Source organism: Lysinibacillus sp. FSL L8-0126 (assembly GCF_038630385.1).
In the GTDB taxonomy this organism is placed as follows: Bacteria; Bacillota; Bacilli; order Bacillales_A; family Planococcaceae; genus Lysinibacillus; species Lysinibacillus fusiformis_D.
This window is the reverse complement of the sequence record NZ_CP152028.1, coordinates 4,117,781-4,143,409: the sequence shown is the minus strand read 5'-3', so window position 1 is coordinate 4,143,409 and position 25,629 is coordinate 4,117,781. Positions and strand designations below refer to the sequence as shown.

Here is a 25,629-nt window from a genome sequence, read left to right as displayed (position 1 = left end):
AGATACATAAAATGGAGGGAATAAAATGAAAAGATGTGATTGGGTCAAGTTAGATGAGCCTTTGTATGTGGCATACCATGACAAGGAGTGGGGAGTGCCAGTCTATGATGATCAGCATTTATTTGAAATGCTTTGTCTAGAGGGAGCACAGGCAGGGCTAAGCTGGTGGACGATTTTACAAAAGCGTGAAGGCTACCGTGAGGCATTTGATCAATTCGATGTGGAAAAAATTATACATTATACAGAGGACAAGCTACAGGCATTACAGCAAGACACACGAATCGTGCGCAATAAATTAAAAATTGCTAGTGTGGTGACAAATGCTAAAGCCTATCTACAAATCAAGGAAAAATACGGTTCATTCTCTGACTATATTTGGGGATTTGTTGATCACCAGCCATTGATGAATGAATGGGCATCTATAAAAGATGTACCTGTGACGACAGAAATTAGTGATCGTATGAGCAAGCAATTAAAGAAGGACGGCTTTAAATTTATCGGTAGCACGATTTGCTATTCCTTTATGCAGGCAGTTGGCATGGTGAATGATCATACAACGGACTGCTGCTGTCGCCAGAAGGAGCTAGCGCATGACAATTGAATATATTCGTGCGCAACTAGCAAAGCAGGCCACGATTTTTCAAACAGGTGGTATTCGACCGACACATGATTTATTGGAAAGCTGGATTGGCTATGTCGGCTGGTCTTTACCAGAGGAGGAACAACCACCATCTGGCTATCAGCCGCTTGCTACCTTCTTTTTAAAAGATCTACCCTATGTACCAGCAGCGCTAAAGCCTTTTCAATTAGTCACACTGTTTGTCGATGAACGTCTTTTGGATCATCTAATGGAGGATGATCTTAGTCCTTATTTTCATATTAGAACATACACGACATTGGAAGGTTTAGTAAAGCGTGAATGGCAGCATGATGGCATTCGTGCATTTCCTCTCCAACCAAAGCTTATTACGAATGACTATCCAGTATGGGATGGGGGAGGTATACCGCTTCAAATAGAAGAAGATATTTTGACCTTGGAGCGTGAAGAGGAGCTAGAATATTTTGAGGATATCGTAGAAGACCTTTATCCGCTTCATAAAATCGGTGGCTACCCAAGCTTCTGTCAGAGTGGCTATGATTTTGGAGAGGATACACCATTTGTCCTCCAAATTGCCTCGGATGCGAAGGCACGATTGAACATTGTGGATCATGGCAATTTTTATTTTTTCTACAATCCAACAACGCAGACTTGGCGCGTCTATTGCGATTTCTACTGAAGGGAAGAGGGCTTGCCTTTTTCACGAACGGTCCAATCGATGATTCGGTTAATCAAGTATAAGCCGAGATACGCTCCTGTCAATAGAAAAAGAGGGTTTAAGAAAACCGCATGAATCGTTGTCATAAAAACCGCATCCTCAAGAATAATGTGCGTTATAGAAGTAGCAGCAATCGTGCTGAAAAGTATGGCAGCGATGATTCCTACTATGTTGAACAGCAGGCGAAAGATCGCCCATTTGAGCTGTAGATAAACCATAAGGCTCGGGATCACAATGGTGGTAGCCAGCATGAAAATGGTCATAACATCACATCCTTTCTTTCAGGATGCCCTTGTTCGCTTATGCATAAACATCATTGACGATAGGAGGAAAACATGTTGCGCTGGCAAGATGGAGAGGTGAAAAGAACAAAGAAGGTGAAAAGAGTGGAGCATAAAACGGTCGTAAAAAATGGCATTGGCTTTGGTTCAGTTTTAGCGATAACGATTTCATGGAGTGTCCATCATTCGATTATTTGGGCAATCATCCATGGCTGTTTTAGCTGGTTGTATGTTGTATACTATGCCATTACGCGCTAAGCTTGTCTGTCAAACTATCAACGAAGAGGTTGTTTGAATAAAAATAACTGAGGGTACATAAAAACAAATGTTCATAATTTTTGATTTGCCCGCATAAATAACAAAGTGCTCTTTTTCCAAGGCCAATTAAACTGTATGAACGTAGAAGAAAGGTTGATAGTATGACACATCAAGTAACGGCTTTAAGTAATGTTAATGGAAATGCTACGGGAGTGGAAGGTATTTTACAAAATGTAGCATTTATTTTATCAACGTTTACGATCCCTTGTCCGCTTCGAGAATATGCGATCAAGTGTGAAACTCGTAAACCCTTCCAACGTATAAAGAAGCTGAACACAACTCGCCTCATAGAATGTATTCAACGTTTTGAGCCACGAGCTGTTGTAGTAGATGTTGATTATCTTGGCGATGTCAATAGAGGAAAACTAGAGCCCATTGTCAAAGTGATTGTGAATGCATAATAGAAAAAAATGTATTCTGCCAGGTTTGAGTCAAATAACCTGGCAGAAGATCAAATTTGCTAGTAGTGGTAGGATTTATAGTATATGAATTGGTATCCAACAGGGCGTTCAAACATTTACGCTAGATTGGCACTTCTAATGGCGATAATTTGTTGGCAATCGATGATGAGTGGTGACGCGGCTGCACCGGCTACCTCAAAGAATGTTGCACAGCAAGTTTTAGGATCTAAGCTGATAAAATAAATACCCGCGAAGCTACCGCCACCTGCTAAAATAACATCTACGAAAGCCCCAGTAGACAGGCATTTTAATTGATGACAAATACAGCCTTTACAGTGGTGATCTTTAGCATGCTCCGCCTCGTAGTAATAATCTTCTTCATCACAGTATTTTTCCTCTTTTTTGCAATGGCAGTGCTTATGCTTTTGTTCCCGCTGACATGGCTCATTTTTTTGCCAACACTTGCATCCATCCTGTTTATGTTCCCATTTATATTGGTCATATTTATGCTTGCACTTGCATTCTTCTACTTTGTGCTCACATTTCTTCTGTAAATGACAATTACATTTTACATACTGTTCACAGCACTTTTCTTTTTTCTTATTCCAATTCATATAATGGCTAAATCTACTATCTTGCATCTTTTAATCTCCCTTTTTGTTAGTTTTTTAGTAATGGTAGCGCTAACCTTTACACTTATAATCTATGAAATGATGAACGATACTTCTTGGTAATTGCCCCCTGCGACAGCTTAAAATTATTTTTTGAAAAATCAAGAGAGAGATAGCCATAGATAATTGTGATAACCCTAACAGTTTTCAGGAGAAAAGATTGCTAGACTTCCGCCTGTTAATTTCATGAAGAAATGGAGTGAATGTATGAAGAGAATACTGCAAATCTTCTTTCTTTTCATGTGCTTAATAGTAGTGATCTCATTGCTAATTGTACAAAGGCAGCCTTTAACCACAGCGACCAGTACGAATAGTCCAACTCCCTATGCAGAGGAGCTTGGCCAAAAATTACAGACTACAGATTTTACGAAAAAGGTGTTGCAGGCGATACGAGAGGTAGGCTACGCCCCTGATAGTACGGTTGGCTATTTAATAGACTCGCCAGAACATCAGGTCATCACGATTCAATTACACAATGGTGAAGAAATTGATGTAAGTACAGAAAGTGAGATTCAATCCATCATCGACGAGCTAGCCAGAAAAAACAATATCCCTCTATTTATGGTTAATGTCCAGCTAATAGAGGCTAAATGAGCTGAGAGGGAGGCACATGGGATAGTGTCTCCTTTTACATATAAAGGGAAATTAAAGCATGCTATAATAAGAAAAGAGGTGAGATCAATGAAAATCTTAGTATTAGGGGCGAGTGGACGTGTAGGTAGCCATCTAGTTGAGCTGGCATTAAAGGATCAGCACGAGGTCACTATATTGGTCCGTGATCCTGATAAAATACAGCAAAATCATCAACAGCTGCGTGTTATTCAAGGAAATGTTTTAAATAGGCAGGATGTTGAGCAGGCAATGGTTAATGTGGACGTGGTGGTCAGTGCATTAAATACAGATGGTCGCGATACATTATCGGCGAGTTTACCGTTGATACTTGAGGCGATGACACAACAACAGGTGAAAAGAATCATTACAATCGGAACAGCAGGGATTTTACAAAGTCGTGTTACACCGACGATTCTCCGCTATCAATCGACTGAATCTAAACAAAAATCCACGTTTGCCGCACAGGAGCACCAACATGTATTCGAACAATTACAGCAGTCTGATAGGGACTGGACGATTGTCTGTCCTACTTATCTACCTAAAGGAGCTTGGACAGGGAACTACCGAATCGAACGTGATTTCTTGCCAGAGGGTGGCACTCAAATTTCAGTAGCAGATACTGCAGACTTTGCCTATCAACAAATCTTTAGCGAGGAATTTTTGAAGACACGGGTAGGTATTGCGTATTAAAAAGGGGAATGAGAGATGAAAATTATTCATGCCATCATTGGTATGGTTATCATTGTCGTGGGACTTACATTCCTCAGTACAACGATTGAAGAGGCGTCTGTTAGAAATGTGATGCTGAAAATCTATGGCAGTATTCTAGTTTTTATGGGTACATTCTATCTCAAAAAAATTGCGAAATTTGGTAAGCAAATAGTCTAAATGAACTTATTGCTTTAACTTCTTTTCATACCAGCAGTCAATCCAATATTCAAAATGAGTGAAAAAATATACTGATATTTTCCTTTTTATAGAAGGTTTGCTATACTTTATGTCGAATATATCATTGAAGAGGTGATTGTATGGACAAAGAAATATCAAATAACTGTCAATATCCTCAACACCTAACAGGCCATGATGGAATCGAAACGACAGAATTATATGTCATCAAGATCACAAAGGAACAAGTCGATAGGTTGATTGAGGATATCGATCAAACATTAAAGGCGTCTACATGACGTCTTTTTTAATGGCAAAAAGGCCACCTTCAGGGGAAAGTGACCTCAAAACAGGAGAGCTTTGGAAAGGCTAGATTTGCTTTACACTACTATACATATGAAAAAGTAATTTTGTTCGCTAGCCATTTGCCCGAGAAATAGATTAGAATTTCTAGCATACCACTGCCTGCATTATGTACAACCTCAGTCCTTTCGACATGAAAAGGAATAATTCAATGCCAAATAATCTCGTACGATTTTTGGCTGGCCTCCATTTTCAAGACATAGCTTACTAGCAATCTTAATTTCCTGCTGATTATAGTGAGATTGTGCCCCAATCAAAAATATGCCTGACAGTATCAATAAAGTACCGATTCCCAAAACATATTTTATAATCCTTTTCAATCAACTGACCTCCATTTCCACCTGCCTATTTTCTAGCATATGTCTGACTAGCAAAGCAATATGTTAATTGACATTTCGTATACAAATGTATACAATTAGTTTAAATAAATGTATACATTTGTATACAAAAGGAGGATTTTTATTAATGAGAGGTTCTGGATTTAGAGAACATATGCGAGAAGGACATCACCGTGGAGGACGTCATAGAGGCATGGATGGTACAGCACAGCGAGGAGCGAAAACATTCCGACGAGGCAAGGCCATTTCATTTTTAGAAATGCTACATGTTAAGCGAGCAACGATTAAACAGCAATTAGAGCAGCCTGAGTTTCAATCGATTCAGCAAATTTTGATAGGGGAATTAAAAGCGATTGACATGGTCATCCAAGAATTTAGCCAGTTATTTGACATTCAGGAAGGTGAAACAACGGAAGCAGCTGACAGTCGACAGGAGGAAAATGTGCATGAAACAAATGAATAACTATATTGATACGGTATTTTATCAGCAGGATACGCTGTTAGAGAATGTTATTTCCTCGATTGCAGAAAAAGGCATGCCTGCCATTTCCGTGTCACCATCTTCAGGGAAACTGCTGACGATGCTTGTATCGATTACAGGGGCTAAGGCTTTATTAGAAATCGGTGCGCTCGGTGGGTATAGTGGCATCTGTTTGGCAAGAGGATTGGATGCAGAAGGTTCATTGACTTCATTAGAGTTAGATGAAAGCTATGCACAGCTTGCTGCTAAAAATCTTGCCAAGGCAGGCTTTGAGAAGCAGGTTACCTATTTGACGGGCCCTGCATTAAACAGTCTGGAAAAGCTAGTAGCAGATGGACGACGTTTTGATTTGTTCTTTATTGATGCGGATAAGGATAATTATGAAAATTATGTAACGGCGTGCATCAAGCTGGCAAACCCTGGTGCATTAATTGTGACAGACAATGTCCTTGCAGGGGGCAGTGTAGTAGACCCTGAGGCTACACCAAAGCGTTATACAGCCATCATGAAAAAATTCAACGTGACGATCGCTAATCATCCACAGCTTGAGTCCATCCTTCTCCCAATTGGGGATGGTATAACCGTTTCCAAAGTTAAAAAATAGTATAACTAATTTACTATTAATGGTAAAATATTGTTAGCAAACAATAAGGGAGAGATGCTTTTGAAGCAAGCACTAGTGGTGATTGATGCACAGCAAGAACTAATCGAGGGTAATCAGGATGAACAAGCCGTCTATCAGAAAAACGAATTACTGGAGACAATCAATGCCGTCATCCAGAAGGCCGCGGAAGCCCAGGCACATATTATTTTTGTTCGTGACCAAGATGTGGCAGGTGGCGAAGGGGAAGGCTTTCAAGTACATCCAGCGATCCAAGTTCCAACGACAGCTGTCTTCTTTGATAAACTGGCAACGAATGCTTTTTACAAAACAGGCTTACTGGACTATTTACAGACCCATGACATTAAACATTTAGTGATGATGGGCTGTAAAACCGAGCATTGTGTGGATACAGCAGTAAAAACAGCAACCGTTCATGGCTTTGATGTCACATTAGTGGCAGAAGGTCATTCCACTAACGGCTCCGACTGTTTATCACCAGAAGTTATTATTGCACATCATAACGACATTTTACATGGCCATTACAATGTGGATCATTTCTCACTTGTGCGCAACGCCGATGAAGCACTATTTAAACCAACACATAATAATTATCGCTAACAAAAAATGACCAAGAATCTAGGTTCTTGGTCATTTCATATTAGGATTGAAAATCATCCTACTACAGTACATACGATGCTAAAACGTATCAAACATAGCCCCTGAATATTCAAAGACCCCCTTAAATAAAGCGCATAGTATGCTTGAAAAAGGATCGCTTGGCTATATTTAATAATAGTAGTAAATGGCATGTACAGAAAATTTAAAAATTACATTGCATCATGAATTCTTCTATTTATAAGGGTGTTTTACAAATATTCACATGTAAGCTATTGCTGGTTACAATGGATAGGGCCACCGTGCGAGCAGTGACCCTAAGTATCAAGTCAGGAGGTGTAAGGCTAAAAAATTAGCTTTACACTATTATATATATGAGAAAATAGCTTCGAAAGTTAGTTATTTGCCTGTTCGATAGATTATTTTTTGAAAGGCGACTAAATGGTGCATCAATTGTCGGATGTCGTATTGTTATGCCTGTTAAGGTAGTGATAAGGAAGGTGATGGATATGGATTCTTTAACAAGATTAAATGAGGCAGTAGCTTATATTGAAGCTCATCTAACAGAAGAAATAGACTTAAAAGAGGCTGCAAGAATAGCTTATTGCTCGGACTATCATTTTAAACGAATGTTTTCCTTTCTAGCAGGGGTATCGTTGTCCGAGTATATTCGTCGTAGGCGGTTGACACTTGCCGCTCTAGAACTGTCTCATTCCTCTAGGAGAATCCTTGATATTGCCATTTGTTATGGCTATCGCTCCGCAGATGCTTTTACGAGAGCCTTTCAGCAAATGCACGGCATCACACCATCTGAGGCGAGGCAAAGTGGTCAAATCTTGAAAGCTTTTCCACGGATGACCTTCCAACTTACTATTAAAGGAGGTAGTGAAATGAATTACCGACTCGAGCAAAAAGAAGCATTTCACATTATCGGACTCATGAAAAGAGTACCCATTGTTTTTCAAGGAGAAAATCAAGCAATAACAGAGCTGGCTCGCTCTTTGACAATGGCGGACATTGAGCAACTGAAAAAGCTGTCCAATATCGAACCAAAGGGGATAATCCAAGCCTCCACCAACTTTTCAGAAGGGAGAATGGAAGAAAAGGGAGAACTCGACCATTATATCGGAGTAGCCACAACAGAAAAAGCTACCCACCACTTTACAGAGTTGGATGTACCTGCGTGTACGTGGGCCGTATTTGAAGCGGTCGGACCATTCCCGCAAACACTACAGGAAATGTGGGGCCGCATCTATGCCGAATGGTTCCCATCATCTGGCTATGAGCAAGTAGCTGGCCCTGAAATCGTACGCCATGCAAGCACCGATTTCTCCTCCCCAACATTTACAAGTGAAATATGGATCCCCATTTATAAAAAGGAGCCTTTTGCGTAGTGCAAAGGCTCTTTACTGTATTTTTGTGCCATTTGGTACCTGCTGATCAGGTGTTAACAGGATCACATCGCCCTCTACAGGCACCCCACCAATAACTAACACCTCAGACTTAAAACCCGCGACACGGCGGGGAGGAAAATTAACAATTGCCACTACTTGCTTCCCAATCATTTGCGCTGGTGTATAACGCTTGGTAATTTGTGCAGAAGACTGTTTAATGCCAAGCTCTTCACCAAAATCAATGGTCATTTTAATCGCAGGAACACGCGCTTTTGGCAATTCCTCTGCCTCTATAACCGTGCCAATTCGTATATCAAGTGCTATAAAATCTTCAATGGTAGCCATAATCATACTCCTTCTTCTTTTATGACAATGCTATCATTGAATAGAAAAATATTCAAAAAAAGAAGAGCACATGCAGCGCTCTTCTCTCATTAACGACGATGCTCTACCAGGTCAATAGCTCCTAACACAATGTGTGCTAGCCCAAAACCAAAGAGGGTATTGGCCACCATTTTGTTAGAGCCGTGCTTTTGCTTCATGGCATATCCAGCAGCAGTAACAGCTGACCCTAGGATAGTAGGGATTAAACCTTCACGAATTCCATTCATAAATTGATCCCTCCGTCGTATGATTCGATGTGAATTTCACACCATACTTACTATGAACGTTTGGCGATCATACTATACTAAGCATCAATCAAATAGCGTATTTTTGTAATAAAGGAAGAAAGCCTCCTGCAAAAAAAACGTAATAGGATGGCCACTCTCATTTACATAATGCATGTAATTTTTGGAATTATTGAAACAAATAGAAGACGTTAGCCGTATAATAAAATAAAGGGGGGCTGAAAATGAAGTATATAGGCATTGGCACGATATTATCGATTCTAGGTGTTGTATGTTCCATCTTCATATGGGGTACCGAGCAAGCGCATTTGCTCTCAGGGATACTAGGCGGAGTGTTCATCTTTGTCTCGATAGTAATGTCAGGAGCAATAGCGAGCGGAGATAGAATACGAGCCAATCTCGCTACAGAAACAAAAGAAGCTAGAAACGAACGCAATCGCATGATGACTAACGCGTCACTATTAGCCTTACCCAACATTATTGTAGCCATCTTCGCCTATTATCTCTGAAGCATCTATCAATCTGAACGAACACTCCATTCAAAGTAGTTCTATCGCTCAAAATAGTGGTTCGATTCACTTAGAGTAGTTCTATCAATCAAAAAAAGCGTTTTATCGATCAGTTTATGCATTTTATCCACTACATGTTGAATTCTATCCATCAAACTAGATGAACAATCCAATCATAGAAGTTTTATCAATCAAAAAAAGGTTTCTATCGCTCAATATATGCGTTTTATCCACTACATTTAGAGTTCTATCCATCAATTTGGATGAACAATCCACTTAGAGCAGTTCTATCGCTCGAAAAAAGAGTTTTATCAATCAAAATAAGTATTCTATCGCTCAATATATGTGTTTTATCCATCACATGTTGAATTCTATCCATCAATTTGGATGAACGCTCCGACCAGAGTAGTTCTATCGATCAAAAAAAGGTTTCTATCGATCAGTTTATGCGTTTTATCCACCACATTTAGAATTCTATCCATCAATCTAGATGAACGCTCCACTGAGAGTAGTTCTATCGCTCAAATAAAGGTTTCTATCGATCAGTTTATGCGTTTTATCCACTACATTTAGAGTTCTATCCATCAATTTTAGATGAACAATCCAACCAGAGCAGTTCTATCAATCGAAAAAAGAGTTTTATCAATCAAAATAAGTATTCTATCGATTAATATATGCGTTTTATCCACCACATTTAGAATTCTATCCATCAATCTAGATGAACGCTCCACTGAGAGTAGTTCTATCGCTCAAATAAAGGTTTCTATCGATCAGTTTATGCGTTTTATCCACTACATTTAGAGTTCTATCCATCAATTTTAGATGAACAATCCAACCAGAGCAGTTCTATCAATCGAAAAAAGAGTTTTATCAATCAAAATAAGTATTCTATCGATTAATATATGCGTTTTATCCACCACATTTAGAATTCTATCCATCAATCTAGATGAACGCTCCAACCAGAGTAGTTCTATCGCTTGAAAAAAGTGTTCTATCCATCAAAATAAGAGTCTATTCACCTCTAATAGAAAGGATGTCGCGTGCTATGGATGAAGAAAAAGATTATTACCCAGAAGCTTCTAGATACACACTTGCTGTTGTTCTTTTGACACTAATTATTTGGGGTATTTATGATTGGCGCAATGCACATGCAAATGGTTTTCAATTCCTGTTAATTAATGAAATTGTAATCACACTTGGGATCACGCGCTATATGTTGAAGAAGCGAGATCAAAGAAGGAAGCGCTCTCAATAATCGGTACATATAAAATTCATAAAACGTGTCACATCTACCCTAGGTGTGACACGTTTTATTGCATTTAATAGTGGATGAGTACATTTGTAATAGAGAGGTGGTACTATGCAATTAACAGATGGTACACGGACATTTGACACGGACATCATTGATGAGGCTGCCAGAAAGAAAGAGCGTGATGAGCAGGAGCGGGAGATGCTCAATGCCTTTGCACGTTATGCTTATCTTCGCTACAAGCAAATACGAGATAAAGTAAATCCACGCAAATGTAAATATATGTATATTCATCAAGTTCGCCAGCAAATCACATCACCTGCTAGGCTTCAACGTGTTTGTAAGCTTCTGACGATGACAGAGGAGGAAGTTCTGTACATTGTGGAATTTGTGCGAAAGTATTTGAAATATGTGAAGTAACCTCATCGATTGATGGGGTTTTTTTACATAATTTCTAGGGAGAATTATTTCTCAACGACCTGCTCCATATAGTATGATGAACGTGAGTAAAGGAGTGAGAATTTGAGATTCATTAAATTTCTAGTAGTGATGATTATTTTCCTTGGCGTAGCTGGGTATGGTGTGTTACATTTCGGCACAAAATTTGCCTCTGAAAAAATCGTAGATACGTTGTCAACGGAATTAGAAAGCAGCGGACAAAAGGAAGAAATCAAAAATACCATTGAAAATGACCCTCAGTTGAAAGCCTATATGGAGGAGGCAAAAACGGTCGACAGCAGTACATTGCCGTTTACGACAAAAGAAGAGGCGACTAAAGTATTAATTCAAAAAGTGGGGATCACGGAGCTGAACGACATTCGTGTGAAATTGCAAGATGGCTCGATGACACAAGAGGAAGCACTGCAAATGGTTGAAGGAAAATTGTCGGATGAAGAGCTTGCTGCTTTAAAAGTAATCGTTTATCAAGAGCTTTATCAATAAAATTCGGACATGCTGTTGTGGCATGTTCTTTTTTTATGTCCCTTTTTCGAAAAATTCCCTTTATATAATAAGAAAGGGAATTTGACAGAAAGAGGGGATCATAATGATTTATAGAGTAGCCAAAAAGGAGAATTTCGTTGTCTTGGACAAGGGATTTTTAAATGATGATCAATTAAGCTGGAAGGCGAAGGGGCTGCTTGCTTATATGCTGTCCTTACCAGATGATTGGTCTTTTAGTCTTGCCGATTTAGCAACCCGCAGTAAATGTGGACGAGAAGCGACTGCACGAATTGTAGACGAACTGATACAGACGGGTTATCTTCAAAAAATTCAAGAGAGAACAAAAGATGGTAAGTTTCGTAAGGTGGAGTTTCTCGTATATGAAGCTCCAGCACTTGCTGCCATGCCGTCAACGGGAAATGCGTCAACGGTAGCACCACAAACGGAAAAGCCCACACTACTAAATAATGAATTACTAAATAATAAATTACTAAAAAATATAGATGATGATAAACAATCTGCACCCTCTGTCTATCACTTTTACGAGCAACAAGGCTTTGGTGCACAAACTGCCCATATTGGTGAGAGAATTCATCATTGGCTCACTATTTTTACGGAGGAAATGGTTATACATGCGATGAAGCTAGCAGTGGAACACAATGTATTACGTTGGCGGTATGTAGAAAAGATTTTGCAAAATTGGTATAGCAAAAAAATAAAAAGCATGGAAGATATAGCCATCGAGCAGCAGCGATTTCAAGCACGTAAGCAACAGATGGCACGACAGCAAGTTAACAGACGTCAAGAAATCATTCCGAAGTGGTTTCATCAGCGTCATGAAGAGGAAGTACTATGTGATCAACAGCCAACAATGGATTTTGCAGCGGAACGTCAAAAAATATTAGCATTATTAGAGAGCATATAATCGTCCGAATACCATAAAGGTTTGGTTGATGAAAAGTCACCATGATCCTGTAATATCAAGTGAATTCTTGCTAACGCATCGTCAAAAGAACGTGGGTCATATTGGCGTGTCCAAACAATGGTGGAAAAGACCGTCATTGCCACATATAAGGCATAAAGCTGCCAAAATGTATCGTCTGGAGTAGCCGAAAAATAGCCATTGATTTGCCCGATGCAGTAGGGGATGCTGTGACGTCTACTAAATAAGGCAAGATTATAAAAGTCATGAGAAGGGTCACAGGTCGATGTTTTAGCAGTGGCAGATGCGCCTCAATAAAGCTTAATAGTTGTGCTTCCTGTGGTATGTGATAGGAACCTTGCTGGTATGCCTTCCAATAAGCAGAGAATTTCTTGCGCTGTGTCGCCTCCCAATTGAGCATTGGCGGAGCACTCACTTGATGGATTTTTCTCAATTGTTGCCCAGCAGCAAGACCGAGATGGAATTGCTCAAAGTCAGTGAATTGCTGGATGACATCATCCGCGGGTATTCCTTCTAAAAAACGAATGACCGTTGCGGTTAAATGGACTTCTTGCAGCACCTTATAGTCAATCGCTTTATGCGTTTTTACACCCTGTTTTTCTAATTCCTGTAGCAACATAAATTCATTTTTGCGTTTTTCACGATGCGCTACATTTGCTAATCGTACAAAAAAGCGCGTTTCTCCCACAGTTACGAGATACTTAGTATCAGGAGAATAACCTTTGTGGACTTCGGTTATTTGCGTAAAACCATCTAAGCTTGGTAATTGCTGAAATATATCTACTATACGCACATGTCATCCCCTCACTTTCAATATTTTAGAAGATACAAAATACTATAGGAAGCAATCTTTGTCAATGTCTTGGATAGTAGGAAGGGGTAAAAAAATCATATATAAAAAATAGTAAAAGAGCACAATTAACTAGAAATCACTGGTATGGGAGCATTTATTAACTATAAGTGAATGTCTTTGTATCATTCACACTCAGAAAGAGAGGTGAAATGATAGCAATAGTCGTATGCAAGAAAAGAACCTGTTAAGCCCCGTAAGGAATACCTCTGATTAATTATCGTTTTTCCCTGAACATCACAAATAGTAGAAATGGATAACATAGCTGTCATTCACGAAAAAATGATAGGAAAGGGTGGTGTAGTATGAGTTATGTTATTGAAAAACAGATCATGTCAGGGTTACCGAATCAAGCGCTCACGGCTATAAAATATGTGGTGGCGCATGAATCAGGTAATAGCAGCAATACTGGTCCAAACGCATTGGAAAACGAGATTGCCTATATGAATAGAAATAAAGCGAATGCTTTTGTATCCCACTGGGTAGGCGGTGGTGGACGAATCGTACAAGTAGCCCCCGTGAATCGTGTGCAATATGGCTGTGGTCCAAAAGGAAATCCATATAGCTATGCCCAGGTGGAGCTGGCACGGACTGCTAATAAGGAACAGTTTAAAAAGGATTATGCAGCGTATATTTGGCTGTTACGTAAGCTTGCCATAGAGGCAGGGGTCCCAACTGTTTTAGATGGCAATGGTAACGGCATTAAGTCACATCGATGGATTACGGAAAATCTAGGAGGTACCACACACAAAGATCCTTTTGCCTATTTAAAAAGTATGGGGATTTCAGAAGCACAGTTCCAGCTAGATATTAAAAATGGACTTGAGGAGGGATTAACAGTGTCACAATATAATGAGCTGAAACAAGAAATTGCGACGTTAAAAAGCTTATTAGCTGAAAAAGCTAGCCTACAAGCAAGCAGAGAAGTAGGAGCATCTCATAAAGAGGCATGGGAATGGGCCGTTAACGAAGGAATTATCCGAGGTGACGGCAGTCAGAACATGAATCCGGCAGGCGCTCTCACGAGGGAACAAATGGCGACAATGCTTAAACGTTATTACGATAAATTTATAGCGAATTAACTGGGGAGGATAGAGCTTGCAGGCAAAAGCGAGCTTTATCCTTTTTCATTAAATAAAGGTTTTTTCAAAGTTTTGTCGAATGTAGTAGAAGAGAGGAGGGGTTTTGATGTTAACGAAAATAAAAAAAGTGAAATTCGAGCAAGAAAGAAAAAAACCATTGTACAAGGTGATAATGGAATGTCCAGAGGGGAAACAATTATATGTGAAGTTTGATTATACTTATAAAACGGAAAATTTCTGGCCCTTAGAAGTGAATTATAATAAAAAGAACTATGGTGCGAAACTAGCATGGTATACAAATGAAGTCGAGAATATGACAGTGGCATCATTTTTAGAAACCATTGCTGGGAAAATCAATAAGAAGTACGACTTTGACTTTAAGCAACAATAAAAAACAGCATCCTGAGGAATGCTGCTGTAAAGCCCTATCCATTAATTGGTCGAGATATAAACAATCAATGCTGCCTCATCAAATGTTACATTTGCACCAAGTGCTTGACTGACAAATCTTAGAGGGACCATCGTTGTTCCTTGATAAATTTCAGCTGGATGGCTGAGGGCGATAGTGGATGTAGTACCATTTGCATCAACATAAGCCATTTTATTCCCCACACCAAGCACAATTTTTTTACTGCCCTTTGTTGCCGTTACTTTTTTCGTTGCACTTTCATAAGCAACAGTTGCTCCAAGTGATTCAAAAATGGCCTTCATCGGCACTAATGTTGTGCCATTTTTCATATAAGCGCCAGGCGTGTAATGTTGCTTTACATTATTTAAATAGACAGCAACTTTTGTCAACACTGGGGCTGTAGTTGCTTTTGGTGTCGGTGTAGATTGGCTTTGACCACCTGAGGAGGACCCTCCATTATGATAATGGTAGCCTGAACAAAGCCCTTTCGCTTTGGACTTGTCCGAGCAATTATGCCCACCATTGCCATCTAAACGCCCAGGATGCGCTTCCGCAATAGAGGCTGTAGCGAGAAATAATGTAAACATCGCCATTAATAAAACCAATTTCTTCATAAATACCCTCCTATTATTGAAATATGTAATTATTATACTGTTAAAAAGTAAATTTTGATATGTTTTTATAGTAAAATAGTTGTAAAAATTGGAGGGAACTAGAGCAATAGGCATGTGGCGTATAAAATGAAGCCCTTTTACGAAGAACTTTCGAAACAGCGGAAGTAGTAGGACATGTATAGGCGATAAATTGGCACTAACAATTAAAAGTTGTTAGTGCCAATTTATTTTGCTTCAGCGGGTGTTGAAACCCATGTCTTATGGCAAACCAATATCCTGTGCCTCTGACGGATGGCACTGGTTTTCGAGCAACTCGAAAAAATGTAGATGCAGCGTAAGCGATTATGCCGAATCGTAATGCCAGTTATGTCTTCCTTGTCAGTAAACATGATGATAGATGCTGCAATGCCAGTGCAAGAAAGAGAACAATCGTGAATGCACAATATTTGATAGTTCTCAAAGCCTTTACAGACGATGCCGAGAACGCTTTATGCTGGTCGGTGTTGATTAAGAGACGATATAACGTAATGTAGTAGGGAACACATAGAGCAGACACATAGATTAAAAAAGATAGGACAAATAAGCAGATTTGGGATGTGCTACTGCGTCTCGATTAGCCATGTCAAGTAACCAACATAGCCCTAAAGCTAAAGCAGAAATACCTAGCAGAATAGTGCCAATTTTCAAGAAAATGGTTGCCCTTTGTTTCTGTTTCATTCAAAGCACCTCATTGGTTACCTTGATTTTAAAATTCATTGTTTTCTATCTAAAAAAGACATCCATCCTTGTGGGAGGGATGTCTTATTAGACACGGTGTTTAACATCTTACATATTTTCGTTTAAAACCAAGTCTGCCTCGCTCTACTTCCTTTTGAATCGTTTCATAAGCATTTAGCGTAGTGTTTTTTTTGTTGTCTCTTTTCATTTCCACTGGACCAATTGCCTGTGCCGTTTCAATGGCTTGCTCATGAAGTGGTACATAGGAAATGGCCACTGTGTATAGAAAATTATTCATCGCAGATTTCGTGCGTGCTGGTGCATCATGAATTGTATTTTTTACCACTTCCAGCATGTTGGCTAATTTGCTTATAGAAAATTCGCTATCCTTGCGATTTCCTAAAAGCCAGCAATAGCAGCTCCAGCCCGCTGACATTCTTAGCTCCTCACCGCTGGCAATCCATGCATCCGCAACCTCCTGTGCAATAGGGGCTTCCGCTAACGTGACCGCTACAACATAATCAGAAAGCATATAAAAATAAGCGGCATCCATCCAACGATCAAAATCTTCCACAGTCATTGCTTTGGGATCAGCAATAACGCCTGCAAAATACATCGCATCATAGTTACCTGTAGCATAAAGTTCTTCTGCTAGAGCTTGATTGATTTTGATTTTCTTCGCAATAGGCTTCATAGCTCCTGTTGCCACACCAAACAGTGGCTCCTGTGCACCATTTGACAGATACATTTTTTTCGTCCGTTCCTTGCCTAGAGCCTCTAGCTCCTGCATCACCATTTCTGCATTCATCCAGTAGCACTTCCTTTACCTTTAATAGACACAAGCCCATTATCCTATAACAAACACTCATTTGTCATGGAGGATACAGATAAAATCGCCTAATAATAATGATTTTATGTTAGATGAATGCCTTTTGGGAGATTTAGCTTGGTTGAAGAGGTTAGAGCCTATTCCATATAAACATAAATTGGGCTGCATCGGATTCCAGCGCAATTCGATGATCGTCCGTCGACTGATCTTCAGTCAGCAAGCGACCTTTTTGCACGTTTAAAATGGCATGTTTAATAGTGTCAGGGTGTTCTATTTCGTAGTGAGAGTTTTTCAGGAGGGTTAAGGCAGATTGGCATTTATATTTATCAATGCGCTCATTTTTACCTTTGAAATACAGCTTAATCAAGTAGGGGATATCGTCGATGATTAAACCAAGTTCAGGATTGGAACGCACCGTTAATGCATCACTATACCAATTAGCCTTACCTGGTTCAAACCACTGAACATTTTTATTTTTTAAAAATTTTAAATAGGCTTTTACGACATCCTGATAATTTTTCTGACGTGCAGGGAGGGCATTATCGATCATATCGAGTAAATAATTGTCAGGCAAACCCTGTTCATGGTATTTTTTTAAACCATCGCGTAATGCCTTCCAATAATCTTTAATTGGATGATAATCTCCCTGATATTTAATATCTTTCACAAACTTCGTCTTGGCTGTACTTCCCTTCATCGTGAAGTCTGTAAATTGGGTTAAGCCAATGGATGGCTTTGTGATAATCGTCATCATTCCATCGCCCTTCTTTCCTTATCAATGACATGTTATAGATTATATTGGAAAGGGGGACTGTATATGATTTTCTGGCGTGTTAAAAGTTATCAATGAAAAGAATTCTACTAGGCATCGCTTTCTCGTACAATTGACATCTTTACAATGAAAAAACAACATTCTATAAAAGAAATGTACCGCCAAGAACACCTTCTATCGATGCTCATTGAAGAACATGAAAGGAATAGTCAATTTAAGCAAACCGCATGGATTCTTAATTGTGCTATACCAAGCAGCATAGCCTTGCGACCTACCATAAATTATATGAGCAACTGTATGACCATCTTTTGAACCAGCAGACAGTGAAATTAGTTTAGCTAGAAATAATCATTTCATACTGTACTGGGAATAGATCAAACCAAATAGGGCAATGTAAGACTACTTGGAGGTGATCATTTTGTCGAAGGGCAAGCAATATAAACGTCAGTCAGAGTTGGCAGAATTAGCGACAGATTTAAGTCCAGATGATTTAGATGTGCGTGAAGAAAATGTTTTAACACAAGAGCAAAAGAAAAATTCGAACGAAGGTACTCGCTCGAAAAAATCTGCAACACGTAAATCGCAATCATAATACTGACACCACAATCATCGTGATTGTGGTGTTATTTTATCTTTCATTTCACGTCCACTAGACCAATGCCACCTTTCTACAAAACACATTAGCAATAAAAGAAATCCAGAAACAATCCATAGTATACTGTAAACAATAACAATAAATGGTATAATATATAAAATGGTTGAGAGGAGTTGATATAAATGACTTTATTTATCTTGTTTATTGGGATCATCGTTGTCGTCGGTATAGTCAGTATGCTCAATCAACCGTACAATAAATCGAGCGAGCAATCACACCATAGTCACCCAACAAACGATTTTCTAACAAATGATGCACAGATTTCCTCACAGGAAAGCCATCATTGTGCTGATTATAGCGCATCCACTAGCGATTCCTCATGCGGCTCATCAGGGGAATGAAGGAATGGTTTAGGTAATTTGCTATATTTCCTTGGAATTCCGCTCAAAGGCAAAATCACAAGAAAACGCAGCCAAAAGCGTGTTATAAAATAACCGAATTGTCAGGAAGCATCTCAAAATCGGAGCATAAGCATCCACCACGAAAAAGCTGGAAACCGGTAGTAGACTGGTCTCCAGTTTTATTCATATGTAAGGTTATCTTAAATGTCTTGTTTCTGCATCAATCATCTAGTTTGCCAAATTGACACTCGGAGCGATAGTACTAAAGGAGTACTTGATGTTTACACAGGACGCGCTATGAATGATAGAGGAGCCAGTAAATAATCAATATTCGGAGCATTTGTTTCTACAATCTCTATTAATTGTGCAGAATCATCGGTGAATGCTGATAAAATGACGATTCATTTGGGACGAACAAAGGGACATCACAATGAGAAGCATCACCCTATCATAAGAACAAACAAATGGCGAAGATGGGGCAATATGGCGTAAGATAGAGTAATAGATAGAGAGAATTTTGGAGGGACTCAATATGATACGATTCGAAAATGATTATGCAGAAGGCGCACATCCACAGATTTTGCAACGATTAGTGACGACAAATGAGGAGCAAACACCTGGCTATGGTATGGATAAGCATTCGGAAACAGCTAGAGCTTATATTAAAAAAGCGATTGCAGCAGAACAAGCAGATATTCACTTTTTAGTCGGTGGTACGCAAACGAATACAATTGTTATCTCGTCTATTTTGCGTCCTCATCAGGGAGTCATTGCCGCGCATACGGGACATATTGCGGTGCATGAAACAGGTGCAATTGAAGCCACTGGTCATAAAGTGCTGACATTGCCGAGCGAGGATGGCAAAATAACGGCGGCACAGGTGAAAGCATGCTATGATGCTCATTGGGAGGATAGCACGCATGAGCATATGGTGCAGCCGGGCTTAGTGTACATATCTCATCCTACAGAAAATGGCACGACGTATAGCAAGGCGGAATTAACGGCTTTAAGTGAGGTTTGTCGAGAATGTGGCTTACCGCTATTTTTAGATGGGGCGCGACTAGGATACGGGCTTGTAGCGCAAGAGAGCGATTTATCCTTAGCAGAGATTGCGAAGCTTTGTGATGTTTTTTATATTGGTGGCACGAAAATGGGCGCATTATTTGGCGAAGCGGTTGTAATAGTGAATCCTGCGTATCAAAGGGATTTTCGCTACATGATGAAGCAAAGAGGAGGGCTGCTTGCTAAGGGGCGTTTATTAGGCATTCAGTTTGAAACCCTATTTGAAGAAGACCTTTATATGGCTATTTCTCATCATGCTGTAGACATGGCGATGCTAATTCGACAGGCGTTTATCGACAAAGGCTTTGCATTGCGCTATGATTCGAAAACCAATCAGCAGTTTCCGATTTTACCAAACGACATGCTGACGGCTTTGGCTGAGAAATATTCCTTCTCTACTTGGGAAACCTTTGATGACAACCATACCGTTGTGCGCTTTTGCACAAGCTGGGCCACAAAAAAGGAACAAGTAGATCGCTTGATAGAGGACATTCACCAATTAGCCTAATCAGTGAACTGCACCTGGAATAAAAGGGTGCAGTTTTTTCCTATTATTCCTTAGAGGTTGCTATACTAGAGGATGAAAGGAAAGGTGGAATGGCATGACGAAATATATAGCATTTTTAAGAGGCATTAATGTAGGTGGACACAATAAATTGAAAATGGCTGAATTAAGAGAAGCGCTTATACCGCTGGGATTACAAAACATTCGGACATATATTCAAAGCGGCAATATCCTGTTTGAATCAAGTGAGTCTGAGGTATACCTACAACAGCAAATACAATCAACCATTCAAACAGTTTTCCATATCACAAGTATCGTGATAATCAGAACAGCCGAAGAACTGCAATCAATCGTCCATAATTGTCCGTTTTCAGAGCAAGATATGGCTGAGGCAAGTACCACAGCTACAGGGGAAAGTCTCCATGTCGCCATGCTACCAGTTGCACCCACTGAAGTGAATGGTGCGAAGTTATTAGCCTACGAAAGTGAAAAAGAGCGTTGTCTCATCAAGGGCAGAGACGTTTATCTGTTATTTTACGAGAGCATCCGCAATGCCAAGCTGGGTCAACAGCTACACAAGCTGGAGATACCTGCAACGGTGCGCAATTGGAAAACGATGAACAAGCTTGTGACGATGATTGACCAGTAAGACGGATAATAGAGGTGTAAGATTGAGACGAGACCAAATAAGTTATTTTATCTATCCTTGTGCTTATTTCATTGTGAGAACGATCAATCAATGGAGAAAACAAGAATCGATTACATGGGGAGAAAATGTCATGATGATGATCGGCCTAATGTTCTTCATCTATCTGTTGATTCTCATGTGGAATTGGTCAAATAAGCCCTATCAATGGGGGAAAAAAGATAAAGAAACATAAAACAAGAGAGCCCTTTCATTTTCTTTTAAATGATTGCTCTCTTTTTTTCAACTCGTCAACATATAAAAAAACCTGCAGCGAAGTTAATCGCTACAGTTCAGAATTGGTTGATACCCTTTGAGTATTCTCATGTATTATAGCATAACTCTTTATTTCCTGTATAGAAATGTTTAAGTCTAAATCAATTTATGCAATTACTGCTTCATCATCACTTGAACGTTTTATAAAAATAGGACTCGATGTGCCGTAATCTCCTCCAAGCAATGCGACCAAAGATGTTATGGTTTGCTGAAGCGATTCAACCGTCAGCAATCAAGCAATTTTTGTGTAGCAGCAGCTTCACATGTCCAAGAATGTAAAAAATGGTCCATTGTCTGAAACATAAAATCCTCCCCAAAATAGCATAGGATGTTTTATTTTGCTATGTGCCCAAAATAAAAGCAATATAAAGTACCGCATAAAGAGGCAAGGCAATCGAAAGCATGATATACATGGTCCATTCACCAATTGTTAGTGTTCTTTGCCATTTCGTTAATTTTAGCTGTCGACGATATACCATACTGGCAATTAATATGACTAACAAAGCGAGTTCCTTTAAGTTATCGAAAAAGGTAATCATAGTATCAGCTCCTTTAGGCTTTTGCAATATATGAGCCTGCAATTGTCAACATGACTAGCCAAGATAGTGTCCAGATGTCAATATAAAAAGTGCGTCTCTATATAAAATAGAAACGCACGTCCATTTATTCATCTCGAATCACGATAAAAACACCACTCAATATGAACAGGGAGCCTAGCCAAAAGGACAGTCCTATCGTCTCTCCTAATAAGAGCCAGCCTAAAAATGTGCCGACAATGGGCTGGAAGAAGAAAAATAAGCCGCCACTTGACGCATTCATTAATTGAAGCCCTTTATTCCACAATAAAAAGCCACCCGCTGTAGAAACAATGCCTAAGTAAAGCAAGCCGCCTGAAATCGTTGGCTGCAAAATAGTTGTTAGCGCCAAATCCTTTAATCTTGGCAGGATAAAAGGTGTCAACAAAATCACAGCTACTATAGATGAATAGGTTGTCACGACAATTTGTGAGTAGTGGCTAGGCACTTTTTTTACTAATGCCGACATGAATGCCCATGTTAAAGCAGCGACTAGTAAGTAGAATCCACCTAATTGCTGTGTAATATCGATTTGGCCGTTGCCCACAATGATCCCAACGCCAATGGTCGCGAGGACGATGGACAAGCATTTTTTAATCGTAATGTTTTCCTGCAAAATAAAACGAGCGAAGACAACCATAAAAGCAGGGGTTGTAGCAGTAATCATCGCTCCCATTTGAGCAGTGGAGAGCATTGTCCCCATTTCTTGCGTGACAATCGAAATCGTATTTCCGATGAGACCAACAAGAAAAATAATCAACCAATCTTTTTTAGCGATTGTCCAAGATTGCTTCATCACGATGCCGATAATACCGAGTGCAATCACCGCAATCAAATAACGAATCCAAACAAGCTCCAATGGTGGCACAACCTCCACCACTACTTTAACTACTACATACATGGCGCCCCAAATACTTGCAGCAAGCGATAAAAAGATGGCGCCGATACTTTTATTTCTCATGTTTTTTCCTCCGTTTTCATAGATACCTATGCCCTTAACGGAGAAAAAGCACTTCTACCGTTAAGGAAGAAGGATTGCTGGTACGTCCTGTTCAAATAATGGAGCAAACATCATATTTATTACACCATCCTCTTGTCATTTTTTATAAGTATAAGGAAATCGTCATTATTTTCATAGTGGCGATTATGATTATTTAAAAAAGTAACGCATAATTCAAGCCATTCTAGACAACTTTACAACACTACAAAAAAAGCCAATCATTCCACCAATCAAGAACATATAGGCAACTAGCATGGACATCGCTACTAAGTTATTTGGCTCCTAATGTCAGTAATGCCAAAGCACTAACCGAGCTAAGTATTACTTTATTCTTATCAGTCAAAAAATCACCTCCATTGTCTTTACTTGCTTCCTATTTTTCCATTTTACGAATATAAGCGATATGATGGCCCACCATTCAGCCTGCACTGGATAGCCATTGACAATTGACAGTAGCTGCTCCTCCTGCCAGTGGAGTAATATGTTTAACATAATGCCAAGAGAGTGTCCTCATCTCTAACTAGAAAAGTATCCGCATTACCATTGATGGGTACACTGGCATGAACTTGATTTTCCTTATACCTTTCATTCCAATAAATGAGATGATGGACAATTTCAGCAATGCTATGGCTAGTAGCATCTGGCTTCCAAAATGCTTCTTTTTCAGATAGTCCATCCACTGCTTCAGAGAATGAGAGATACCACCTACGATCATTGGTATTCGCTAGTAATTGATCTAACAAGATGGTCTTAGCTTCCATCATCTCCTTTATATTCCCTTTTATTGAATAGTATAGCATGTTGGTCATATGCTTATAGATTGTTTTCAGAAAAGTAGAACAGCAATCTGTCATGCTATACTGATGGAAGGTTTCTTCCCGTAGAGGAAGACGGATCATCAATTAGGAGGAGTAAGCAGTGAGTATGACGAGGGAACAGCTAGAAAACCATCAAATTTGGATTTATGTTTTTTCTTTAATGATCGGTGGGCTATTAGGTTTCACAAATGAAGAATTCGGAGCTGCTTTAGACTGGATGATCTCACCATTAATAGCGATTTTAATGTACGGCATGTTTGCTCAAATTCCATTTTTAAAGCTACGTGAAGCTATTGCAAATCTTAAATTTATGGGTGCTTTATTAGTTGGGAATTTCATTGCAGTCCCAATGATTGTTTGGATCTTAACAGCATTGTTTCCACAATCAGCCCCTGTTTTATTAGGCGTTTGTTTGGTTTTATTGACACCGTGTATTGATTATGTCATCGTCTTTACGCAATTAGGGAAGGGCAATGAGAAATTAATGTTAGCTGCCACGCCAATATTGTTTGTCGTACAAATGATGTTGCTTCCTTTGTATCTATGGTTATTTATAGGGGAAGAGATGGTAGGAATCGTTCAAGTAGAACCCTTTTTAGAAGCATTTCTATTATTAATCGTGCTACCGTTGATTATTGCCGTTATTACACAGTTATGGGCTAAAAAGAACGAACGAGGTGAAAAAGTTTTAGAGAGTACAGCATGGTTGCCAGTACCATTTATGGCACTTGTATTAATTGTGGTCGTTGCGTCCCAAATTGGCAAGGTCTACAGTGATTTCGATGTCATTGTACGTGTCATGCCCATCTATATTTTATTTTTAATTATCATGCCCGTGGTTTCCCGATTGATCGGATTGACATTCAAATTGGATACAGGAGCAGGGAGAGCACTTATCTTTAGTATGGGAACAAGGAACTCTCTTGTTGTTCTTCCTTTAGCACTAGCTTTACCAGCATCATGGGCAACTATCGCCGCAGCAGTAATCGTGACACAAACGATGGTGGAGTTAGTTGGAGAATTAATCTATATGAAGGCAGTGCCTCATTTGATATGGAGAAACAGAGAATAGTAGGCAGTAAAACACCGTCTATACAACCGTGTCTCTCTAGAAATGGTAAGGATAAAAAAGGTTTATCAATCTGTAGAGTGGAAGAAACATAATGAACAATTCTTCAAATAAAGTATTTAATGCAAGTACATATCAAGTTTTCGCTGTAGTAGAAGGAAAAACAGTGGGCTTTGCCAGATGGAGTATTGAATGCCGCAATTTGTACATGATGCTTACCAAAGAGATGGTCGCCTAATTAGCGAGATACACTTTATCGATCTTTTTATCAATTTCCTAATAAAAAAAGCTGTAGTGTTGTGACACGCTACAGTTTGGGGTTTTGCAACTTTAATGGAAGTTACTTCTCCACGATCCTTACAAAAGCGAAAAATAAATGGGGATCCTGCCGAATAGGGTCCAATAGGTTTAACTAGCATCACCAACTTGACCGGTTGTAAAAGAATCATCACCACAAGCTTTACAAACCAATTTGTCGTTTTCCATAAAAAAGAACAGCTGAAAAATTATTTGACAGCTTTAAAAAGAGCTTTTCCCTTGTTGTATAGAAATCTTTCCCACCTAGCTAACAACCCATTTCCATTCTCGCCAATTTCTATTGTTAATGCGTGATTTTTATGGAAATCTTTGACCCGTTTATTATGTTCTTTTTGCCATTGATGCAAAGAATTATGTTTCATTTTCTAACCTCCTTTTAGTTACTTAAGTATATGGCTGAGTCGAATAAATTAAAAGTAATCTATATCATTTCTTCCTAGGTGTTATCCTCTATGGATTATCAATAAAGCATCATGTTAAATCAATTTCTAAAAGTTATTG

41 protein-coding genes and 1 pseudogene are annotated in these 25,629 nt (G+C 39.3%); 26 read left to right on the top strand and 16 right to left on the bottom strand.

The genetic code is table 11. The features are described from left to right. Positions 1-25: 25 nt before the first annotated feature. Positions 26-601: a DNA-3-methyladenine glycosylase I gene (locus MHI34_RS20090; protein WP_036128944.1), complete on the top strand. Its 576-nt coding sequence runs from the start codon at positions 26-28 to the stop codon at positions 599-601. Continuing rightward, complete coding sequence (locus MHI34_RS20085; protein WP_036128942.1) at positions 591-1,277, top strand: DUF1963 domain-containing protein; 687 nt, start codon at positions 591-593, stop codon at positions 1,275-1,277. Before MHI34_RS20090 ends, MHI34_RS20085 begins: the two co-directional genes overlap by 11 nt. Here the strand turns inward: MHI34_RS20085 and MHI34_RS20080 are convergent. Next, a complete protein-coding gene (locus tag MHI34_RS20080; protein WP_036128940.1) occupies positions 1,271-1,579 on the bottom strand; it encodes a hypothetical protein in 309 nt (102 codons plus the stop codon). The two genes, MHI34_RS20085 and MHI34_RS20080, sit on opposite strands and share 7 nt — an antisense overlap. A 72-nt stretch (positions 1,580-1,651) precedes the next feature. On the opposite strand from MHI34_RS20080, the gene MHI34_RS20075 reads away from it, so the two are divergent. Together MHI34_RS20075 and MHI34_RS20070 are read left to right on the top strand one after the other, a co-directional pair. After that, positions 1,652-1,855 carry a hypothetical protein gene (locus MHI34_RS20075; RefSeq protein WP_170829805.1) on the top strand — a complete coding sequence of 68 codons (204 nt, stop codon included), beginning with the start codon at positions 1,652-1,654 and terminating at the stop codon, positions 1,853-1,855. A gap of 161 nt (positions 1,856-2,016) precedes the next feature. After that, positions 2,017-2,316 carry a hypothetical protein gene (locus MHI34_RS20070; protein WP_036128937.1) on the top strand — a complete coding sequence of 100 codons (300 nt, stop codon included), beginning with the start codon at positions 2,017-2,019 and terminating at the stop codon, positions 2,314-2,316. Positions 2,317-2,432: 116 nt separating this feature from the next. Here the strand turns inward: MHI34_RS20070 and MHI34_RS20065 are convergent, their stop codons facing one another. Further along, a complete protein-coding gene (locus MHI34_RS20065; protein WP_036128935.1) occupies positions 2,433-2,957 on the bottom strand; it encodes a hypothetical protein in 525 nt (174 codons plus the stop codon). A 237-nt stretch (positions 2,958-3,194) separates the two neighbouring features. Here MHI34_RS20065 and MHI34_RS20060 point away from each other — a divergent pair, with 237 nt between their 5' ends. From MHI34_RS20060 to MHI34_RS20045, 4 genes are all read left to right on the top strand, one after another. Then, the gene (locus MHI34_RS20060) at positions 3,195-3,581 is read left to right on the top strand and encodes a hypothetical protein (protein ID WP_036128933.1); all 387 of its coding nucleotides are present in this window, start codon (positions 3,195-3,197) and stop codon (positions 3,579-3,581) included. A gap of 87 nt (positions 3,582-3,668) precedes the next feature. Next, positions 3,669-4,289: an SDR family oxidoreductase gene (locus tag MHI34_RS20055; RefSeq protein ID WP_036128931.1), complete on the top strand. Its 621-nt coding sequence runs from the start codon at positions 3,669-3,671 to the stop codon at positions 4,287-4,289. A 15-nt stretch (positions 4,290-4,304) separates the two neighbouring features. Beyond that, entirely contained in the window at positions 4,305-4,487 is a 183-nt protein-coding gene (locus MHI34_RS20050; RefSeq protein WP_036128929.1) for a hypothetical protein, read from the top strand. A 140-nt stretch (positions 4,488-4,627) separates the two neighbouring features. Further along, positions 4,628-4,783 (top strand): hypothetical protein, encoded by a 156-nt coding sequence (locus MHI34_RS20045; protein WP_170829804.1) that lies wholly within the window; start codon positions 4,628-4,630, stop codon positions 4,781-4,783. Between the two features lie 183 nt (positions 4,784-4,966). Here MHI34_RS20045 and MHI34_RS20040 read toward each other — a convergent pair whose 3' ends face one another. Continuing rightward, positions 4,967-5,167: a hypothetical protein gene (locus MHI34_RS20040; RefSeq protein ID WP_036128927.1), complete on the bottom strand. Its 201-nt coding sequence runs from the start codon at positions 5,165-5,167 to the stop codon at positions 4,967-4,969. Between the two features lie 145 nt (positions 5,168-5,312). On the opposite strand from MHI34_RS20040, the gene MHI34_RS20035 reads away from it, so the two are divergent. The 4 genes from MHI34_RS20035 (at position 5,313) to MHI34_RS20020 (ending at position 8,279) form a co-directional block, all read left to right on the top strand. Further along, a complete protein-coding gene (locus MHI34_RS20035) occupies positions 5,313-5,648 on the top strand; it encodes a hypothetical protein (protein ID WP_036128925.1) in 336 nt (111 codons plus the stop codon). Continuing rightward, positions 5,632-6,270: an O-methyltransferase gene (locus tag MHI34_RS20030; RefSeq protein WP_036128923.1), complete on the top strand. Its 639-nt coding sequence runs from the start codon at positions 5,632-5,634 to the stop codon at positions 6,268-6,270. The genes MHI34_RS20035 and MHI34_RS20030 overlap by 17 nt, the downstream gene beginning before the upstream one ends. A 60-nt stretch (positions 6,271-6,330) precedes the next feature. Next, positions 6,331-6,888 (top strand): isochorismatase family protein, encoded by a 558-nt coding sequence (locus tag MHI34_RS20025; RefSeq protein ID WP_036128921.1) that lies wholly within the window; start codon positions 6,331-6,333, stop codon positions 6,886-6,888. Between the two features lie 506 nt (positions 6,889-7,394). After that, entirely contained in the window at positions 7,395-8,279 is an 885-nt protein-coding gene (locus MHI34_RS20020; protein ID WP_342503867.1) for an AraC family transcriptional regulator, read from the top strand. A gap of 12 nt (positions 8,280-8,291) precedes the next feature. Here MHI34_RS20020 and csaA read toward each other — a convergent pair whose 3' ends face one another. Together csaA and MHI34_RS20010 are read right to left on the bottom strand one after the other, a co-directional pair. Beyond that, positions 8,292-8,624, bottom strand: coding sequence for a chaperone CsaA (csaA, locus tag MHI34_RS20015; RefSeq protein ID WP_271913174.1), 333 nt, complete (start codon positions 8,622-8,624; stop codon positions 8,292-8,294). Positions 8,625-8,713: 89 nt separating this feature from the next. Beyond that, on the bottom strand, positions 8,714-8,890 hold the full coding sequence (locus tag MHI34_RS20010) for a hypothetical protein (RefSeq protein WP_036128914.1): 177 nt from the start codon (positions 8,888-8,890) through the stop codon (positions 8,714-8,716). Between the two features lie 242 nt (positions 8,891-9,132). Here MHI34_RS20010 and MHI34_RS20005 point away from each other — a divergent pair, with 242 nt between their 5' ends. The 5 genes from MHI34_RS20005 (at position 9,133) to MHI34_RS19985 (ending at position 12,533) form a co-directional block, all read left to right on the top strand. Beyond that, positions 9,133-9,417 carry a DUF5316 domain-containing protein gene (locus MHI34_RS20005; protein WP_342503866.1) on the top strand — a complete coding sequence of 95 codons (285 nt, stop codon included), beginning with the start codon at positions 9,133-9,135 and terminating at the stop codon, positions 9,415-9,417. Positions 9,418-10,462: 1,045 nt separating this feature from the next. Further along, positions 10,463-10,672 carry a hypothetical protein gene (locus tag MHI34_RS20000; protein WP_230593831.1) on the top strand — a complete coding sequence of 70 codons (210 nt, stop codon included), beginning with the start codon at positions 10,463-10,465 and terminating at the stop codon, positions 10,670-10,672. 105 nt (positions 10,673-10,777) lie between these two features. After that, positions 10,778-11,086 (top strand): hypothetical protein, encoded by a 309-nt coding sequence (locus MHI34_RS19995; RefSeq protein ID WP_036122729.1) that lies wholly within the window; start codon positions 10,778-10,780, stop codon positions 11,084-11,086. 102 nt (positions 11,087-11,188) lie between these two features. Further along, a complete protein-coding gene (locus MHI34_RS19990) occupies positions 11,189-11,608 on the top strand; it encodes a hypothetical protein (RefSeq protein WP_051891658.1) in 420 nt (139 codons plus the stop codon). A 103-nt stretch (positions 11,609-11,711) separates the two neighbouring features. Next, positions 11,712-12,533, top strand: a complete 822-nt coding sequence (locus tag MHI34_RS19985; protein WP_036122725.1) for a DnaD domain protein — start codon at positions 11,712-11,714, stop codon at positions 12,531-12,533. A gap of 133 nt (positions 12,534-12,666) precedes the next feature. On the opposite strand, the gene MHI34_RS19980 is transcribed toward MHI34_RS19985, so the two are convergent. Beyond that, entirely contained in the window at positions 12,667-13,344 is a 678-nt protein-coding gene (locus MHI34_RS19980; RefSeq protein ID WP_342503865.1) for an aminoglycoside phosphotransferase family protein, read from the bottom strand. Between the two features lie 362 nt (positions 13,345-13,706). Here MHI34_RS19980 and MHI34_RS19975 point away from each other — a divergent pair, with 362 nt between their 5' ends. Together MHI34_RS19975 and MHI34_RS19970 are read left to right on the top strand one after the other, a co-directional pair. After that, positions 13,707-14,483: an N-acetylmuramoyl-L-alanine amidase gene (locus MHI34_RS19975; RefSeq protein WP_058843075.1), complete on the top strand. Its 777-nt coding sequence runs from the start codon at positions 13,707-13,709 to the stop codon at positions 14,481-14,483. 106 nt (positions 14,484-14,589) lie between these two features. Beyond that, positions 14,590-14,874: a hypothetical protein gene (locus tag MHI34_RS19970; protein WP_036122715.1), complete on the top strand. Its 285-nt coding sequence runs from the start codon at positions 14,590-14,592 to the stop codon at positions 14,872-14,874. Positions 14,875-14,915: 41 nt separating this feature from the next. Here the strand turns inward: MHI34_RS19970 and MHI34_RS19965 are convergent, their stop codons facing one another. The 5 genes from MHI34_RS19965 to MHI34_RS19945 all read right to left on the bottom strand — a co-directional run bounded on the left by MHI34_RS19965 (position 14,916) and on the right by MHI34_RS19945 (position 17,803). Further along, complete coding sequence (locus MHI34_RS19965) at positions 14,916-15,506, bottom strand: copper amine oxidase N-terminal domain-containing protein (protein ID WP_058843076.1); 591 nt, start codon at positions 15,504-15,506, stop codon at positions 14,916-14,918. Positions 15,507-15,870: 364 nt separating this feature from the next. After that, positions 15,871-16,062: a DUF2975 domain-containing protein gene (locus tag MHI34_RS19960; protein WP_271913183.1), complete on the bottom strand. Its 192-nt coding sequence runs from the start codon at positions 16,060-16,062 to the stop codon at positions 15,871-15,873. 5 nt (positions 16,063-16,067) lie between these two features. After that, positions 16,068-16,223: a hypothetical protein gene (locus MHI34_RS19955; RefSeq protein WP_342503864.1), complete on the bottom strand. Its 156-nt coding sequence runs from the start codon at positions 16,221-16,223 to the stop codon at positions 16,068-16,070. A 100-nt stretch (positions 16,224-16,323) separates the two neighbouring features. Next, entirely contained in the window at positions 16,324-17,031 is a 708-nt protein-coding gene (locus tag MHI34_RS19950) for a DNA alkylation repair protein (RefSeq protein ID WP_101966605.1), read from the bottom strand. Positions 17,032-17,182: 151 nt separating this feature from the next. Then, positions 17,183-17,803 (bottom strand): hypothetical protein, encoded by a 621-nt coding sequence (locus tag MHI34_RS19945; protein ID WP_101966777.1) that lies wholly within the window; start codon positions 17,801-17,803, stop codon positions 17,183-17,185. Between the two features lie 430 nt (positions 17,804-18,233). On the opposite strand from MHI34_RS19945, the gene MHI34_RS19940 reads away from it, so the two are divergent. The 5 genes from MHI34_RS19940 (at position 18,234) to MHI34_RS19920 (ending at position 21,268) form a co-directional block, all read left to right on the top strand. Next, complete coding sequence (locus tag MHI34_RS19940; protein WP_342504492.1) at positions 18,234-18,416, top strand: hypothetical protein; 183 nt, start codon at positions 18,234-18,236, stop codon at positions 18,414-18,416. 185 nt (positions 18,417-18,601) lie between these two features. Further along, positions 18,602-18,820 carry a hypothetical protein gene (locus MHI34_RS19935; RefSeq protein ID WP_080717073.1) on the top strand — a complete coding sequence of 73 codons (219 nt, stop codon included), beginning with the start codon at positions 18,602-18,604 and terminating at the stop codon, positions 18,818-18,820. Between the two features lie 532 nt (positions 18,821-19,352). Beyond that, positions 19,353-20,390 carry an aminotransferase class V-fold PLP-dependent enzyme gene (locus tag MHI34_RS19930; protein ID WP_342503863.1) on the top strand — a complete coding sequence of 346 codons (1,038 nt, stop codon included), beginning with the start codon at positions 19,353-19,355 and terminating at the stop codon, positions 20,388-20,390. Between the two features lie 94 nt (positions 20,391-20,484). Beyond that, complete coding sequence (locus MHI34_RS19925) at positions 20,485-21,036, top strand: DUF1697 domain-containing protein (protein ID WP_342503862.1); 552 nt, start codon at positions 20,485-20,487, stop codon at positions 21,034-21,036. A gap of 22 nt (positions 21,037-21,058) precedes the next feature. Next, entirely contained in the window at positions 21,059-21,268 is a 210-nt protein-coding gene (locus tag MHI34_RS19920) for a hypothetical protein (protein WP_089932275.1), read from the top strand. Positions 21,269-21,541: 273 nt separating this feature from the next. On the opposite strand, the pseudogene MHI34_RS19915 reads toward MHI34_RS19920, so the two are convergent. The 4 genes and pseudogenes from MHI34_RS19915 to MHI34_RS19900 form a co-directional block, all read right to left on the bottom strand. Beyond that, positions 21,542-21,651, bottom strand: a pseudogene (locus MHI34_RS19915) (hypothetical protein); the annotation flags it as partial. A gap of 38 nt (positions 21,652-21,689) precedes the next feature. Continuing rightward, positions 21,690-21,887, bottom strand: coding sequence for a hypothetical protein (locus MHI34_RS19910; protein WP_340808884.1), 198 nt, complete (start codon positions 21,885-21,887; stop codon positions 21,690-21,692). A gap of 124 nt (positions 21,888-22,011) precedes the next feature. Beyond that, a complete protein-coding gene (locus MHI34_RS19905; RefSeq protein WP_342503861.1) occupies positions 22,012-22,884 on the bottom strand; it encodes a DMT family transporter in 873 nt (290 codons plus the stop codon). A gap of 524 nt (positions 22,885-23,408) precedes the next feature. Beyond that, positions 23,409-23,687 (bottom strand): DinB family protein, encoded by a 279-nt coding sequence (locus MHI34_RS19900; protein ID WP_342503860.1) that lies wholly within the window; start codon positions 23,685-23,687, stop codon positions 23,409-23,411. 154 nt (positions 23,688-23,841) lie between these two features. Between MHI34_RS19900 and MHI34_RS19895 the strand changes: the two genes are divergently transcribed. Together MHI34_RS19895 and MHI34_RS19890 are read left to right on the top strand one after the other, a co-directional pair. Beyond that, positions 23,842-24,813 carry an arsenic resistance protein gene (locus MHI34_RS19895; RefSeq protein ID WP_080717071.1) on the top strand — a complete coding sequence of 324 codons (972 nt, stop codon included), beginning with the start codon at positions 23,842-23,844 and terminating at the stop codon, positions 24,811-24,813. Between the two features lie 91 nt (positions 24,814-24,904). Further along, positions 24,905-25,048 (top strand): hypothetical protein, encoded by a 144-nt coding sequence (locus MHI34_RS19890; RefSeq protein ID WP_342503859.1) that lies wholly within the window; start codon positions 24,905-24,907, stop codon positions 25,046-25,048. Between the two features lie 268 nt (positions 25,049-25,316). Here the strand turns inward: MHI34_RS19890 and MHI34_RS19885 are convergent, their stop codons facing one another. Next, positions 25,317-25,490, bottom strand: coding sequence for a hypothetical protein (locus MHI34_RS19885; RefSeq protein WP_186436082.1), 174 nt, complete (start codon positions 25,488-25,490; stop codon positions 25,317-25,319). Positions 25,491-25,629: the final 139 nt, after the last annotated feature.

Bases quoted from the DNA above. Each gene is read 5' to 3' on its own strand.
- MHI34_RS20085 (WP_036128942.1), top strand. From the start codon at position 591: ATGACAATTGAATATATTCGTGCGCAACTAGCAAAGCAGGCCACGATT.
- MHI34_RS19935 (WP_080717073.1), top strand. From the start codon at position 18,602: ATGACTTTATTTATCTTGTTTATTGGGATCATCGTTGTCGTCGGTATA.
- MHI34_RS19930 (WP_342503863.1), top strand. From the start codon at position 19,353: ATGATACGATTCGAAAATGATTATGCAGAAGGCGCACATCCACAGATT.
- MHI34_RS20065 (WP_036128935.1), bottom strand. From the start codon at position 2,957: ATGCAAGATAGTAGATTTAGCCATTATATGAATTGGAATAAGAAAAAA.
- MHI34_RS19925 (WP_342503862.1), top strand. From the start codon at position 20,485: ATGACGAAATATATAGCATTTTTAAGAGGCATTAATGTAGGTGGACAC.
- MHI34_RS20000 (WP_230593831.1), top strand. From the start codon at position 10,463: ATGGATGAAGAAAAAGATTATTACCCAGAAGCTTCTAGATACACACTT.
- csaA (WP_271913174.1), bottom strand. From the start codon at position 8,624: ATGGCTACCATTGAAGATTTTATAGCACTTGATATACGAATTGGCACG.
- MHI34_RS20005 (WP_342503866.1), top strand. From the start codon at position 9,133: ATGAAGTATATAGGCATTGGCACGATATTATCGATTCTAGGTGTTGTA.
- MHI34_RS20080 (WP_036128940.1), bottom strand. From the start codon at position 1,579: ATGACCATTTTCATGCTGGCTACCACCATTGTGATCCCGAGCCTTATG.
- MHI34_RS20030 (WP_036128923.1), top strand. From the start codon at position 5,632: ATGAAACAAATGAATAACTATATTGATACGGTATTTTATCAGCAGGAT.
- MHI34_RS20075 (WP_170829805.1), top strand. From the start codon at position 1,652: ATGTTGCGCTGGCAAGATGGAGAGGTGAAAAGAACAAAGAAGGTGAAA.
- MHI34_RS20045 (WP_170829804.1), top strand. From the start codon at position 4,628: ATGGACAAAGAAATATCAAATAACTGTCAATATCCTCAACACCTAACA.
- MHI34_RS20010 (WP_036128914.1), bottom strand. From the start codon at position 8,890: ATGAATGGAATTCGTGAAGGTTTAATCCCTACTATCCTAGGGTCAGCT.
- MHI34_RS19885 (WP_186436082.1), bottom strand. From the start codon at position 25,490: ATGAAACATAATTCTTTGCATCAATGGCAAAAAGAACATAATAAACGG.
- MHI34_RS19975 (WP_058843075.1), top strand. From the start codon at position 13,707: ATGAGTTATGTTATTGAAAAACAGATCATGTCAGGGTTACCGAATCAA.
- MHI34_RS19965 (WP_058843076.1), bottom strand. From the start codon at position 15,506: ATGAAGAAATTGGTTTTATTAATGGCGATGTTTACATTATTTCTCGCT.
- MHI34_RS20050 (WP_036128929.1), top strand. From the start codon at position 4,305: ATGAAAATTATTCATGCCATCATTGGTATGGTTATCATTGTCGTGGGA.
- MHI34_RS20070 (WP_036128937.1), top strand. From the start codon at position 2,017: ATGACACATCAAGTAACGGCTTTAAGTAATGTTAATGGAAATGCTACG.
- MHI34_RS20055 (WP_036128931.1), top strand. From the start codon at position 3,669: ATGAAAATCTTAGTATTAGGGGCGAGTGGACGTGTAGGTAGCCATCTA.
- MHI34_RS19970 (WP_036122715.1), top strand. From the start codon at position 14,590: ATGTTAACGAAAATAAAAAAAGTGAAATTCGAGCAAGAAAGAAAAAAA.
- MHI34_RS20035 (WP_036128925.1), top strand. From the start codon at position 5,313: ATGAGAGGTTCTGGATTTAGAGAACATATGCGAGAAGGACATCACCGT.
- MHI34_RS19905 (WP_342503861.1), bottom strand. From the start codon at position 22,884: ATGAGAAATAAAAGTATCGGCGCCATCTTTTTATCGCTTGCTGCAAGT.
- MHI34_RS19950 (WP_101966605.1), bottom strand. From the start codon at position 17,031: ATGAATGCAGAAATGGTGATGCAGGAGCTAGAGGCTCTAGGCAAGGAA.
- MHI34_RS19900 (WP_342503860.1), bottom strand. From the start codon at position 23,687: ATGATGGAAGCTAAGACCATCTTGTTAGATCAATTACTAGCGAATACC.
- MHI34_RS19945 (WP_101966777.1), bottom strand. From the start codon at position 17,803: ATGACGATTATCACAAAGCCATCCATTGGCTTAACCCAATTTACAGAC.
- MHI34_RS19985 (WP_036122725.1), top strand. From the start codon at position 11,712: ATGATTTATAGAGTAGCCAAAAAGGAGAATTTCGTTGTCTTGGACAAG.
- MHI34_RS20060 (WP_036128933.1), top strand. From the start codon at position 3,195: ATGAAGAGAATACTGCAAATCTTCTTTCTTTTCATGTGCTTAATAGTA.
- MHI34_RS19995 (WP_036122729.1), top strand. From the start codon at position 10,778: ATGCAATTAACAGATGGTACACGGACATTTGACACGGACATCATTGAT.
- MHI34_RS19890 (WP_342503859.1), top strand. From the start codon at position 24,905: ATGAACAATTCTTCAAATAAAGTATTTAATGCAAGTACATATCAAGTT.
- MHI34_RS20090 (WP_036128944.1), top strand. From the start codon at position 26: ATGAAAAGATGTGATTGGGTCAAGTTAGATGAGCCTTTGTATGTGGCA.
- MHI34_RS19955 (WP_342503864.1), bottom strand. From the start codon at position 16,223: ATGAAACAGAAACAAAGGGCAACCATTTTCTTGAAAATTGGCACTATT.
- MHI34_RS20020 (WP_342503867.1), top strand. From the start codon at position 7,395: ATGGATTCTTTAACAAGATTAAATGAGGCAGTAGCTTATATTGAAGCT.
- MHI34_RS19910 (WP_340808884.1), bottom strand. From the start codon at position 21,887: ATGATTACCTTTTTCGATAACTTAAAGGAACTCGCTTTGTTAGTCATA.